This is a genomic window from Nonomuraea sp. NPDC049649 (assembly GCF_040675175.1).
In the GTDB taxonomy this organism is placed as follows: Bacteria; Actinomycetota; Actinomycetes; order Streptosporangiales; family Streptosporangiaceae; genus Nonomuraea.
The window spans coordinates 13,741-25,848 of sequence record NZ_JBFAOH010000030.1; the positions used below are offsets into that span (position 1 = coordinate 13,741).

A 12,108-nucleotide genomic window follows, 5' to 3' on the forward strand; every position below is an offset into this window, starting at 1 on the left:
CTTCAGGGCGTGATCCGCAGCCGCCTGTCCGCGATGGCCCTCGCCCTGACGGCGCTCGGCTGCGCGGGCGCGGCCCAGGCGCCCAGCCCGCCGACCGCCCCTCCGGCGACGCCGAGCCCCTCGCCGACCGAGAGCGCCGCGCAGAGCGACGGCACGCTGCAGATCCTCGCCTACCGCGGCTATGCCGAGTACGGCGGCGTCAGCCCGCAGGCCAACTGGACCGGCACGTTCGAGAAGAGCACCGGCTGCCGGCTGGCCCGCATCGACACCGTGCGCACCCCGGAGGAGATGTCCGCCCGGCTGGCCACGCGCGCCTACGACCTCATCGCCGCCGGGCCGGTGGTGTCCGCCGAGCTGATCGAGGCCGGCAAGGTCAAGCCCGTCGACACCGACCGCGTCGAGGGCTACGACGACATCCCCGAGCGGCTGCGCGAGCTGTTCGCCGACGGCGACACCGTCTACGGGGTGCCGTTCCTCTGGGGCTACCACGAGTTCCTGTACGACTCGAGCCGGACCAAGGGCCGCGTCTTGGCCGACGTGTTCGACTCCGACCGGGTCCTGCTGCGCGACAGCCCGCTCACGCTCGCCGACGCGGCGCTGGCCGACGGCGACCCGTTCGAGCTCGACGCCGGGCGGCTGGAGAAGGCGGCCGAGCGGCTGGAGGGCATCGCCGGGCGGGCCTTCTGGACCAACCAGCTCGACCTGGTCAAGGGCTTCGCGACCGGCACGATCGACTACGGCCAGGCCACCCCGCACCTGCGGCAGCTCCTGGAGAGGGCGCGCCTGCCCGTCAAGGCCGTCACCGCGCCCGCCGTCACCGGCTGGGCCGACGCGTGGATGCTCGGCTCCGGCGTCACCGCCACCGACTGCGCCTACCGCTGGCTCAACCGGATGACCGACCCGGGCACGCAGCGCGACGCCGCCGCCTGGAACGGCCTGGCGCCCGCCAATACCAAGGCGTGCAAAGGCCGCGCCAGGAGCGTCTGTGAGGCGTACGGTGCGAACAAGGCCAACCGGTTGGACCGCGTGGTGTTCGCCACGCGCCCGCCCGGCGACTGCCGTCCGCCGAAGGGGGAGTGCACCGACTACGCAGCATGGTCGCAGCGGTGGCGCGAGCTCGCCGAGTAGCCGCCTGTGCCGCGGGCGCGCCCGATCCCCCGCTGGGCGCGACCTGCTGAGACGCCCCGGGCCTTCCCCCCGTCCCGGGGCGTCTCGTCCGTACCGGACCTGACCGGACCTATCGCGTCGGGAAGGCCACCACGGTGGCCAGCGGCGCGGGGACCAGCGCCCCCGCGCAGTCGGAGCAGGCCATCGCGGCCATGTCGTCGGGGAAGCGGCCCACGCGCACCCTCGGGCGCGGCCACCTCTTGTAGCAGACCACGCAGGCCTCGCCGTCGAGCTGGGCGCTGGTCATGCCCTCAGGGTCGAACGTCAGCATGTCCGGTGCCGTTCTGGTGGGACCCCAGTTCATCAGTCTCCCCGCAGCGGTCGCCCGTCCTCATTCGGATCCGTTATAACCCTGGCCAGACCCCTGATCGTCTAGTTGCGCGTCAAGTAAGGGTGAATTCTCTACCCAACACACGCCTCTTACACCACAAAATCGGGCATCCAGCTACAAGCCGGATGCCCGATTTGGTCGAATATCAGACGGAGGCGACTGCCTTCTCCAGGATCCCCAGCCCCTCTTCCAGCAGGTGCTCGGGGATCACCAGCGGCGGCAGGAACCGCAGCACGTTGCCGTACGTCCCCGCGGTCAGCACCAGCAGGCCCTCCGCGTGGCAGCGCTTGACGACCTCCTGCACCGCCGCCGGGTTCGGCTCCTTGGTGCCCGGCACCACCAGCTCGATCGCGATCATCGCGCCGCGCCCCCGCACGTCGCCGATCACGCCGAACCGCTCCTTCATGGCGTTCAGCCGGGCCAGCATGACCTCGCCGATCCTGCGGGCCTTGGCCGTCAGGTCCTCCTCGGCGATCGTCTCCAGCACGGCCAGCGCCGCCTCGCAGGCCAGCGGGTTGCCGCCGTAGGTGCCGCCGAGGCCGCCCACGTGCACCTGGTCCATCAGCTCGGCCCGGCCGGTCACCGCGGCCAGCGGCAGGCCGCCCGCGATGCCCTTGGCGGTGACGATGATGTCGGGCACGATGCCCTCGTCCTCGCAGGCGAAGAGCGTGCCGGTGCGGGCGAAGCCGGTCTGCACCTCGTCGGCCACGAACACGATGCCGTTCTCCCGGCAGAACTCGGCGATCCGCGGCAGGAACCCCTTGGCCGGCTCGATGAAGCCGCCCTCGCCGGCGATCGGCTCGATCACCACGGCCGCCACGTTCTCCGCGCCGATCTGCTTGGTGATCATGTCGATGGCCTCGGCCGCGGCCTCCTCGGCGCAGTTCTCCGGCCCCGTCGGCCAGCGGTACGGGTAGGCCAGCGGCGCCCGGTACACCTCCGGCGCGAACGGGCCGAACCGGTGCTTGTACGGCATGTTCTTCGCCGTGAGCGTCATCGTGAGCAGCGTGCGGCCGTGGTAGCCGTGCTCGAACACGACGACCGCCTGGCGGCCGGTCGCGTGCCGGGCGACCTTGACCGCGTTCTCCACCGCCTCGGCGCCGCTGTTGACGAGGAACGTCCGCTTCTCGTGGTCGCCCGGCGTGAGCTCGTTCAGCTTCTCGCAGACGCTCACGTACGACTCGTACGGAGTGACCATGAAACACGTGTGGGTGAAGTCGGCGACCTGCTTGGTGACCCGCTCCACCACCTTGGGCGCGGCGTTGCCGACGTTCGTCACGGCGATGCCGGAGCCGAAGTCGATCAGCGAGTTCCCGTCGGCGTCCTGCACCACGCCGCCGCCGGCGCGGGTGACGAAGACCGGCAGGGTGGTGCCGACGCCGGACGGGACGGCGGCCTGCTTACGGGACAGCAGCTCCTGGGACTTCGGTCCGGGGATGGCGGTGACGACGCGCCGCTCCTGGGGAATGCTCATGCCTCCGACGGTACGGTGGCGGTCGTCCTGGCCCGATACGTCGATATGTCACACTGAAGGTGCTGCTCTTCGCCGGAATGGACAAAATTCGGATGGCACCATCGCTGCAGGTCGTGGCGCGGCGGACCGGGCTCCGCCGGCTGGCCGGATCCCTCGACCGCGACGTGCGCTGGGTCGCCGTCAGCGAGCTGGAGGACCCCACGCCGTTCCTGGAGGGCGGCGAGCTGGTGCTCACCACCGGGATGCGGCTGACCCGCGACTTCACCCCCTACGTCGAGCGGCTGATGGCGCGCGGCGTGGCCGGGCTCGGAGTGGCGGTCGGGCTCACCCACGACGTGGTGCCGGAGGCCCTGGTCGAGGCCGCCGAGGCGGCCGGGCTGGCGCTGCTGGAGGTGCCGAGGGAGACGCCGTTCATCGCGGTCACCAAGGTCGTCAGCGACCTGCTGGCGGCCGAGGAGTACGAGGAGATCACCCGCGCCTTCGCCGCCCAGGGCCGGCTGACGCGGGCCGCGCTCCGCCCCGACGGCACCCATGCGGTGATCGACCGGCTGGCCAAGGAGCTCGGCGGCTGGGCGGCGCTGTTCGACGAGGCCGGCGCGGTGCTGCACGCCACGCGGGGCGCCAAGGCGCGGATGGTGGCGGCGGAGATCAGGCGGCTGCGCGGCGGGCGGAAGACCGACGGCGGCGCGGAGCGGGCGCCCTCGACGCTGGCGCTGGCGGCGCCCGGCGAGAACGTCGTGGTCCAGCCGGTGGGCGGCGGGCCGCGGCCCCGCGGGTTCTTCGCCGTCGGGACCGGGCGGGCCTTCACCCCCGTCGCCCACACCGTGGTCAACGCCGCCGGCTCCCTGCTCACGCTGGCCCTGGAGCAGGGGCGCGCCCAGCTCGAAGGCGAGCGCCGGGTGCGGGACGCGGCGCTGCGGCTGCTGCTGTCCGAACGGCCGCAGGCTCTTGAGGAAGCCCGCGAGGTGCTCGGGGCCCTCGGGACCCGGCTTCCCGGCGAACCGCTCGTGGCGCTCGCGACGGGCGAGGACTCGCTGGAGAGCCTGGAACCCGTGGCCTTCACCGCCCGCCTTCCTGGGGAGAGCCCCGTCGTGGTGGTGCTCGTCGCGCAGGACGCCGTGGACGACGCCGTGCGGGCCGTGAGCGGGGGCGCCGGGATCAGCGCGCCCTGCTCGTACCGGCGGCTGCGGGCGGGCGTGGAGCAGGCGAAGCAGGCCTACGAGCGCGGCGGCGGACGGGTGCTCGGCTTCGGCGAGCTGGCCGGGCAGGGGCTGATGGCGCTCGTCGACCCGGAGGCGGCGCGGGCGTTCTCCGCCGCGCTGCTGGCGCCGCTGGCCGGGTACGGGTCGCGGGCCGACCTGGTGGAGTCGCTCCGCGCGTACCTGGAGAGCAACGGCCACTGGGACGCCGCCGCGCAGCGGCTCGGCGTGCACCGGCACACGCTCCGCTACCGCATGCGGCGCGTCGCCGAACTCCTCGGCCGCGACCTGGACGACCCCGCGGTCCGGGCCGAGCTCTGGTTCGCGCTGGAGGCGGCCGGTCAGTCCTTGTCGGCCGCGAAGTAGCTGATCGTGGCCTGGGTGACGACCTCGTAGCTGGTCGCGTCGCGCAGGTGTCCGGACCGCTCCAGGCTGATCGCGCCCTGCGCCGCCGCCCAGAGCGCGTCGGCGATCCTGCGCGGCTGGGTGGGGTGCAGGTAGCCCGCCGAGATGCAGTCGGAGATCACCCGGTCGAAGATGTTGAGCGCGGCCCTGGCCAGGGTCCTGGCCCGCTCACTGGGCTCGAAGCCGGGGATCGCCCGCTCGAACATGAGGCTGTAGTAGCCGGGCTCGGCCAGGCACGCCTTGCGGTAGGCGAGGACGATCGCGTTCAGGTACTCCATCGGGTCGCGGCGCTGCGACACCCGGTCCAGCCGGCGCCGGATGCGCTCGAAACCCTCCAGGTAGAGCGCCTCGGCCAGGCCTTCGCGGTTGCCGAACATCGTGTAGATGACGGTCGTGGTGCACGCGGCCTCGGTGGCGATCCTGCGGATCGTCAGGCTCTCGGGGCCGTCGGTCACCAGAAGGTCGACCGCGACGTCGAGCAGCCGGGAACGGAGCTCGTCGTGCTCGGCCCGTTCGCCCTGCAAGTAGGCGCCCTGAAGCCCAAGCGGCGCCGAGGAGGTCATGGGCCCACGCCTTTCTTCCATAGGGCCCGCCGCTCTGGGAGACCCGCATCGATGACTTAGCCACGGCGGCCGATGTTCAAACCGCTCCGCATGCTAAACATCCTGAATTAGGCCTACTTCCGTTACATAGCGGGTATAGCGCAAGGTTGTACACGACGGCACAGCCCCCCGCCGGTCTTGTGCACCCTGGTGTAAATCCCCGGCGTGGCGCCTGGCATAACGTCGGAGGCATGGACGTGCGTACCTTCTGGCTCGCAGGCCGCCCCGCCACCGGGGACGGCGAGCTCACCGTGACCAACCCCGACGACGGTCGCGAGGTCGGCCGGGTCTCCATCCCGACCGACGCCCAGGTGGAGGAGGCCGTCGCCGCCGCCCACGCGGTCGCCCGCGAGGCCGCCGCGCTGCCGATCCACGTGCGAGCGGAGGCGCTCGCCCACGTCTCCCGGCGGCTCGCCGAGAGGTCCGATGAGATCGCCGAGCTGATCACCGCCGAGAACGGCAAGCCCATCTTCTGGGCCCGCGGCGAGGTCGGCCGCGCCGTCGCCACCTTCCGCTTCGCCGCCGAGGAGGCCCGCCGCTGGTCGGGCGAGGTGCAGCGGCTCGACACCGAGCCCGCCGCCAACGGCCGGCTGGCCTACGTCTCCCGCGTCCCGCGCGGCCCGGTGCTGGCGATCACGCCCTTCAACTTCCCGCTCAACCTGGTCGCGCACAAGGTCGCCCCGGCCATCGCCGTCGGCGCCCCCGTCGTGGTCAAGCCCGCCCCGGCCACGCCGCTGTCGTCGCTGGTGCTGGGGGAGATCCTGGCCGAGACCGACCTGCCCGCGGGCATGTTCTCGGTGCTGCCCGTGACCAACGATCGCGCCGCCGGGCTGGTGCAGGACCCGAGGCTGCCCGTGGTGTCGTTCACCGGCTCCGCCCCCGTCGGCTACGCCATCGCCGACCAGGTGCCGCGCAAGCACGTCACGCTGGAGCTGGGCGGCAACGCCGCCGCCGTGGTGCTGTCCGACGCCGACCTCGACTGGGCCGCCCAGCGCGTCGCCCTCTTCTCCAACTACCAGGCCGGCCAGAGCTGCATCGCCGTGCAGCGGGTCATCGTCGAGCGGCCGGTCTACGACGACTTCGTGCCGCGGCTGCTGTCGGCCGTCGAAGGGCTCGTCGTCGGCGACCCGTACGACGAGAAGACGCAGGTCGGGCCGATGGTCTCCGAGGCCGCCGCGGAGCGGGTCGAGCAGTGGGTGCGCGAGGCCGTCGACGGCGGCGCCCGCGTGCTGGCGGGCGGCACCCGCACCGGCGCCACGTTCGCGCCGACCGTGCTCGCCGACGTCCCCGCCGACGCCACGATCTGCCGCGAGGAGGTGTTCGGCCCGGTCATGGTGCTGCAGCCGGTCGCCTCGGTCGACGAGGCCTTCGCGCTGGTCAACGACTCGGCGTACGGGCTGCAGGCCGGGGTGTTCACCCGGTCGCTGGACGTCGCCTTCCGGGCCAACCGGGAGCTGGAGGTCGGCGGCGTGATCATCGGGGACGTGCCGTCCTACCGGGCCGACCAGATGCCGTACGGCGGGGTCAAGGACTCCGGCGTGGGCCGCGAGGGGCTGCGCTCGGCCATGGAGGACTTCACGTACGAGAAGGTCATGGTGCTGACCGGCCTAGACCTCTGACGCGCGGCCGGGCGGCCGTCAGGCGCGCCCGGCCAGCTCGTACAGCTTCTTGGCCGACTCGCCCAGCAGCGGGCCGTACATGGTGCGCTGGTCGTCGCTGTACTTGAAGCTGCTCAGCGACGTGATCGTGCCCTTGCCGGTGGCCGTGTCGAAGCGCGACAGCCACGGGCCGCCGCTGGCGCCCGCCGTCATGTCGCAGCCGAGCCCCTGGTCCTGGGTGCCGCCGTACGGGTCGTCGCGCAGGGCGCCGGAGCAGTAGACCAGGTGCCTGCCGTCGTAGGGCGGGTCCGCCGGGTAGCCGAAGCTGATGGTGCGGCCGCCGCGCGGGCTGCCGAACGCGATGTCCTGCACGCCGACCACGTCGGCGACGTGCCGGCCGCGCGACGGGGACAGCGCCACCATGGCGATGTCGTGGTTGTCGTCGGCGGCCCGCGCCCAGGGGCCGGCCACGAACATGCGGCGCGCGGTCCACCGCCCGTACGGCTGAGAGCCGTCCTTGCGGTAGCCGGGGACGAACGTCCAGTTCCTCGCCCAGGCGCCGGTGCCGTCCTTGACGCAGTGTCCGGCGGTGACCACGAGGTCGCGGTTGCGGCTGCGCACGGTGCTGGCCGAGCAGACGAAGTCGACGCCGTTCAGGGTGAGGAAGACCCGGCCGGTGGTCTTGGTGACGGCGCCGCCGACCGCCCAGCGGGAGCCGGTGGTGGTGGCGAGCGGCCGGGCCGACCGGTGGCTCACCCCGGCCCGGGTGGCCTCCCGCGGCGGGGCCGGGTCGTCGCCGGTGACGGGCGGGGCCAGGCTGCTCAGCAGGCCGCCCTTGGCGAAGACGACGGGCAGGCCGAGCGGCAGGGCCTTGGCCATGCGCTCGGGAGTCCAGTAGGAGAGCACGCCCGCGTCCTGGGCCGGGTCGTGCTCGGCGACGTCGGGGCGCGCCGGGGTATCCGGCACCCGGGTCGCTGTCGCGTACTGCTCGGGGGCCGCGCCCGAGAGGGCGGGGCCCAGCAGGCTCGCGACGAGGGGAACGGCCGCGAGCAGAGGCGTGCTCAGGGTCATGTCCACCGAGTGTGCCCCACCGGATGTGTCTTTGTGGCTACTTTCCGTGAACTTCTTGAGGGTAGGTGCCCGGACCGGTGCGGCGGCGGGGGACAATGGACGGGTGCGTGCACAGACCCTCCGCTCCGTCACCGTGCTCGGATCCACCGGCTCCGTCGGCACCCAGGCCCTTGACGTGATCGCCGCCAACCCGGACCGGTTCCGGGTCGCCGGCCTCGCCGCCGGTGGCGGCAGGGCCGACCTGCTGGCCCGGCAGGCCGCCGAGTTCCGGGCCGAGACCGTCGCCGTCGCCGACCCCGCCGCGCTGCCCGCCCTGCGCGAGGCGCTGGCCGCGCACGGGGCGAGCCCGGAGGTGCTCGCGGGCCCCGAGGGGGTCGCCGAGGTGGCGGGCCGGCCGTGCGACACCGTGCTCAACGGCATCACCGGCGCGCTCGGCCTGACCTCCACGCTGGTGGCCCTGGAGGCCGGGCGCACGCTCGCGCTCGCCAACAAGGAGTCCCTGATCGTCGGCGGGCCGCTGGTCAAGCGGCTGGCCAAGCCCGGCCAGATCGTGCCCGTCGACTCCGAGCACTCGGCGCTGCAGCAGTGCCTGTGGGCGTCCGGGCCCGACGGCCACGACCCGGAGGCGGTCAGGCGGCTGGTCGTCACCGCGAGCGGCGGCCCGTTCCGCGGGCGCAGCCGCGCCGAGATGACCGGCGTGACGCCCGAGATGGCGCTGGCCCACCCGACCTGGTCGATGGGCCCGGTCATCACCATCAACTCGGCCACCCTGGTCAACAAGGGGCTGGAGGTGATCGAGGCCCACCTGCTCTTCGACATCGGCTTCGACCGCATCGAGGTCGTGGTCCACCCGCAGTCGATCATCCACTCGATGGTCGAGTACCTCGACGGCTCCACGATCGCCCAGGCGAGCCCGCCCGACATGCGGCTGCCCATCGCGCTGGCGCTGGGCCACCCCGAGCGCGTCCCCGCCGCCACCCCGCCCGTCGACTGGACCAAGGCCCACACCTGGACCTTCGAGCCGCTCGACGACGCCGCCTTCCCCGCGGTCGCCCTGGCCCGGCACGTCGGCGCCGCGGGCGGCACCGCCCCGGCCGTCTACAACGCGGCCAACGAGGTGTGCGTGGAGGCCTTCGTCAAGGACGGCCTGCCGTTCCTCGCCATCGTCGACACGGTGGCCCAGGTCGTCGAAGAACATCAGGTCACCCCGGCCGACACCGTCGAGGAGGTGCTCGCCGCCGATGCCTGGGCCCGCGCCCGTGCGGCGGAGCTCACGGCCGGCCAGTCCCGCTAGCTCCCTAGACTGGGAGCGTCGTCGACACACACAAGGGTAGAAATGTCTCCTGTTGCACTCGGCATTCCCACGGTGCGGCCCAAGCCGGTCGCCGAACGCCGCCACTCCCGCCAGATCATGGTCGGCAACGTGCCCGTCGGCGGTGACGCGCCCATCTCCGTGCAGTCGATGACCACCACCGTCACCGCCGACGTCAACGCCACCCTCCAGCAGATCGCCGAGCTCACCGCCTCCGGCTGCCAGATCGTCCGGGTGGCCGTGCCCTCCCAGGACGACGCCGAGGCGCTGCCGATCATCGCGAAGAAGTCGCAGATCCCGGTCATCGCCGACATCCACTTCCAGCCGAAGTACGTCTTCGCCGCCATCGAGGCGGGCTGCGCGGCGGTGCGCGTCAACCCGGGCAACATCAAGAAGTTCGACGACAAGGTGGGCGAGATCGCCAAGGCGGCGGCCGAGCACGGCGTGCCCATCCGGATCGGGGTCAACGCCGGCTCCCTCGACCCGCGGCTGCTGCAGAAGTACGGCAAGGCCACGCCCGAGGCGCTGGTCGAGTCGGCGCTGTGGGAATGCTCGCTCTTCGAGGAGCACGGGTTCCGCGACATCAAGATCTCGGTCAAGCACCACGACCCGGTCGTCATGATCAACGCCTACCGGCAGCTGGCGGCCCAGTGCGACTACCCGCTCCACCTCGGCGTCACCGAGGCGGGCCCGGCCTTCCAGGGCACCGTCAAGTCGGCGGTGGCGTTCGGCGCGCTGCTGGCCGAGGGCATCGGCGACACCATCCGGGTCTCGCTGTCGGCGCCTCCGGTGGAGGAGGTCAAGGTCGGCACCGCCATCCTGGAGTCGCTGGGGCTGCGCGAGCGCGGGCTGGAGATCGTGTCCTGCCCGTCGTGCGGGCGCGCCCAGGTCGACGTCTACACGCTGGCCGACGAGGTCCAGGCCGGGCTGCGGGGGCTCAAGGTGCCGCTGCGGGTGGCCGTGATGGGCTGCGTCGTCAACGGGCCGGGCGAGGCGCGGGAGGCCGACCTGGGGGTGGCCTCGGGCAACGGCAAGGGCCAGATCTTCGTCAAGGGCGAGGTCATCAAGACCGTGCCGGAGTCGCAGATCGTCGAGACCCTTATCGAGGAGGCGCTGCGCATCGCCGAGGAGATGGGGGTGGAGGTCGACCTCGACGATGACGACGACGAAACCGGCCCCGAGGTCGTCGTGCGCTGACCCGTACACTCCGCAACCCCTCACCGGGCGCTCCGCCTGTGAGGGGTTGTTTCCGTTTGAGGGGACCCCATCGGTGAGGGGTGTTCTTTCAGGGGTCCGGGAGGAGCCTGGTGAGCAGCGTGCGGAGTTCGTGTTCGGCCTCGGGGCCCAGCAGGGTGAGCACTTCGGCCTGGAGGCGGTCGGCGGCGTCGCGGACGGTGGCCAGGCGCTGCCTGCCGAGGGGGGTCAGGGCCAGGGCGTAGCGGCGGCGGTCGTCGGGGTCCTGGCCGCGGGTGACCAGGCCGAGCCGGACCAGCTCGTCGACGATCTGGGCGGCGGCAGGCTCGGTGATGTGCAGGCGGCGGGCGAGCTGCTGCTGGGCGCAGGGCGCCAGGGCCTCCAGGGCGGCCAGGCTGCCGAAGTGGCGGGTGCGCAGGCCGGAGTCGGCGAGGAGGGCGTCGCCCATCCGGCGCAGCCGGTAGTGCGCCTGGGCGACCAGGTAGGCGGTGGTCGGCAGCGGCTCGGGGTCGGGGAGCAGGAGGCTGAGCAGCTCGTTGAGCCGGGCGCGTTCGGCCTCGGTCAGTGACGCGGTGACCCGGGCGTCCTGCTCGGCGACCGCCTCGCGCATCGCGTCGCGGGCCTTGCGGCCGTCCTCGGTGATCGACAGCACGTAGGAGCGGCGGTTCGCGGGGTTGCGGGTACGGGTGACGTAACCGGCCTGCTGGAGCCGGTCGATCAGCCGTACCATGATCGTCCGATTGATGCCGAGGCGTTCGGCCAGCTCGTGCTGGGAGTCGGCGTCCTGGTCGGCGAGGGTGTCGAGGACCACGAAGTCGCTGGAGCGCGGGTCGTCGCTCAGCGCCTCGGCGGTGAAGCGGGCGTAGACCCGGCGCAGCAGCGCGCCGAGTGACCTGCTCAGCGCGTCCGCGAGAGTCCTGTCCTGCATGCGGCACACCTCCGGCCAAGCAGCTTAGCGAGGCACCGATGGTTAAGTGCTTAGATAGTTAAAAGGTTGACGGTTAAGGGGATGATGGTTAGCGTGGCTGACGCAGAGATGAGGAGGCAGCCATGACCTACCGGCTGGACATGTCGATGATGTTCGCGATGCACGACGCGCTCCGGCGCGAGCTGGAACGCCTCGCCGTCGTCGCCGCCAAGACCGGCGACGACCCCCGGCGGATCCTGGAGACCGCCGTCGGCTGGGAGCTGTTCAAGACGTTCCTGCGGGTGCACCACACGGCCGAGGACGTCGCGCTCTGGCCCGCCATGCGCGACGCCGTCAGCCCGGACGGCCTGGCGCTGCTCGACGCCATGGAAGACGAGCACGCCGCCATCGACCCGCTGCTGGACGCCGTGGACGCCGCGCTCGCCGACCGCGACCACGGCGCCGAACGGCTCGGCGGGCTCGTCGACGCCCTGGCCACCGGCCTCGGCGGGCACCTGCGGCACGAGGAGTCGGAAGGGCTCGCCCTCATCGACGCCACACTCGGCGAGGAGCAGTGGCGCCGCTTCGGCCAGACCCACCGCGAGGGCATCGGCGGCGACCCGCGCTACCTGCCCTGGCTGCTCGACAGTCAGGATCCGCGGCGGGTGGCGGCCGTCCTCGACGCGATGCCCGCCGGCATCAAGGAGGCCTACCGCGACGAGTGGCGCCCCGCCTACGACCGCCTGACCCTCTACTGAGGCGCTCGGCCAGGGCGGCATCACGGAACGGCAAGCAATTCCCCATACTGTCCGTCACCGAGGCGCTACTTACGGGAGTATTCTCTCCGC

The 12,108-nt window shown here is 72.5% G+C and carries 11 protein-coding genes; 6 read left to right on the top strand and 5 right to left on the bottom strand.

All coding sequences use genetic code 11. From position 1 onward, the window contains the following. Positions 1-9: 9 nt before the first annotated feature. A complete protein-coding gene (locus AB0J42_RS28390; RefSeq protein ID WP_364299655.1) occupies positions 10-1,128 on the top strand; it encodes an extracellular solute-binding protein in 1,119 nt (372 codons plus the stop codon). 109 nt (positions 1,129-1,237) lie between these two features. Here AB0J42_RS28390 and AB0J42_RS28395 read toward each other — a convergent pair whose 3' ends face one another. Both AB0J42_RS28395 and gabT read right to left on the bottom strand, forming a co-directional pair. After that, a complete protein-coding gene (locus AB0J42_RS28395; RefSeq protein WP_364299657.1) occupies positions 1,238-1,471 on the bottom strand; it encodes a hypothetical protein in 234 nt (77 codons plus the stop codon). Between the two features lie 172 nt (positions 1,472-1,643). Next, a complete protein-coding gene (gene gabT / locus AB0J42_RS28400) occupies positions 1,644-2,972 on the bottom strand; it encodes a 4-aminobutyrate--2-oxoglutarate transaminase (RefSeq protein WP_364299659.1) in 1,329 nt (442 codons plus the stop codon). 92 nt (positions 2,973-3,064) lie between these two features. Here gabT and AB0J42_RS28405 point away from each other — a divergent pair, with 92 nt between their 5' ends. Next, positions 3,065-4,537: a PucR family transcriptional regulator gene (locus tag AB0J42_RS28405; RefSeq protein ID WP_364299661.1), complete on the top strand. Its 1,473-nt coding sequence runs from the start codon at positions 3,065-3,067 to the stop codon at positions 4,535-4,537. Here AB0J42_RS28405 and AB0J42_RS28410 read toward each other — a convergent pair. Beyond that, the gene (locus AB0J42_RS28410) at positions 4,513-5,139 is read right to left on the bottom strand and encodes a TetR/AcrR family transcriptional regulator (protein ID WP_364299663.1); all 627 of its coding nucleotides are present in this window, start codon (positions 5,137-5,139) and stop codon (positions 4,513-4,515) included. The two genes, AB0J42_RS28405 and AB0J42_RS28410, sit on opposite strands and share 25 nt — an antisense overlap. 230 nt (positions 5,140-5,369) lie before the next feature. Here AB0J42_RS28410 and AB0J42_RS28415 point away from each other — a divergent pair, with 230 nt between their 5' ends. After that, complete coding sequence (locus AB0J42_RS28415) at positions 5,370-6,797, top strand: aldehyde dehydrogenase family protein (protein WP_364299665.1); 1,428 nt, start codon at positions 5,370-5,372, stop codon at positions 6,795-6,797. A gap of 18 nt (positions 6,798-6,815) precedes the next feature. On the opposite strand, the gene AB0J42_RS28420 is transcribed toward AB0J42_RS28415, so the two are convergent. Continuing rightward, positions 6,816-7,847, bottom strand: a complete 1,032-nt coding sequence (locus AB0J42_RS28420) for a trypsin-like peptidase domain-containing protein (protein WP_364299667.1) — start codon at positions 7,845-7,847, stop codon at positions 6,816-6,818. Between the two features lie 103 nt (positions 7,848-7,950). Here AB0J42_RS28420 and dxr point away from each other — a divergent pair, with 103 nt between their 5' ends. Beyond that, positions 7,951-9,141, top strand: a complete 1,191-nt coding sequence (gene dxr, locus AB0J42_RS28425) for a 1-deoxy-D-xylulose-5-phosphate reductoisomerase (protein ID WP_364299669.1) — start codon at positions 7,951-7,953, stop codon at positions 9,139-9,141. 42 nt (positions 9,142-9,183) lie between these two features. Then, positions 9,184-10,356 (top strand): flavodoxin-dependent (E)-4-hydroxy-3-methylbut-2-enyl-diphosphate synthase, encoded by a 1,173-nt coding sequence (ispG, locus tag AB0J42_RS28430; protein WP_364299671.1) that lies wholly within the window; start codon positions 9,184-9,186, stop codon positions 10,354-10,356. Positions 10,357-10,444: 88 nt separating this feature from the next. On the opposite strand, the gene AB0J42_RS28435 is transcribed toward ispG, so the two are convergent. After that, positions 10,445-11,281, bottom strand: a complete 837-nt coding sequence (locus AB0J42_RS28435; protein WP_364299673.1) for a MarR family transcriptional regulator — start codon at positions 11,279-11,281, stop codon at positions 10,445-10,447. A 122-nt stretch (positions 11,282-11,403) separates the two neighbouring features. Between AB0J42_RS28435 and AB0J42_RS28440 the strand changes: the two genes are divergently transcribed. After that, positions 11,404-12,018 carry a hemerythrin domain-containing protein gene (locus AB0J42_RS28440; RefSeq protein WP_364299675.1) on the top strand — a complete coding sequence of 205 codons (615 nt, stop codon included), beginning with the start codon at positions 11,404-11,406 and terminating at the stop codon, positions 12,016-12,018. Positions 12,019-12,108 lie beyond the last annotated feature (90 nt).

Bases quoted from the DNA above. Each gene is read 5' to 3' on its own strand.
- AB0J42_RS28395 (WP_364299657.1), bottom strand. From the start codon at position 1,471: ATGAACTGGGGTCCCACCAGAACGGCACCGGACATGCTGACGTTCGAC.
- gabT (WP_364299659.1), bottom strand. From the start codon at position 2,972: ATGAGCATTCCCCAGGAGCGGCGCGTCGTCACCGCCATCCCCGGACCG.
- AB0J42_RS28405 (WP_364299661.1), top strand. From the start codon at position 3,065: ATGGCACCATCGCTGCAGGTCGTGGCGCGGCGGACCGGGCTCCGCCGG.
- AB0J42_RS28410 (WP_364299663.1), bottom strand. From the start codon at position 5,139: ATGACCTCCTCGGCGCCGCTTGGGCTTCAGGGCGCCTACTTGCAGGGC.
- AB0J42_RS28415 (WP_364299665.1), top strand. From the start codon at position 5,370: ATGGACGTGCGTACCTTCTGGCTCGCAGGCCGCCCCGCCACCGGGGAC.
- AB0J42_RS28420 (WP_364299667.1), bottom strand. From the start codon at position 7,847: ATGACCCTGAGCACGCCTCTGCTCGCGGCCGTTCCCCTCGTCGCGAGC.
- ispG (WP_364299671.1), top strand. From the start codon at position 9,184: ATGTCTCCTGTTGCACTCGGCATTCCCACGGTGCGGCCCAAGCCGGTC.
- AB0J42_RS28435 (WP_364299673.1), bottom strand. From the start codon at position 11,281: ATGCAGGACAGGACTCTCGCGGACGCGCTGAGCAGGTCACTCGGCGCG.
- AB0J42_RS28440 (WP_364299675.1), top strand. From the start codon at position 11,404: ATGACCTACCGGCTGGACATGTCGATGATGTTCGCGATGCACGACGCG.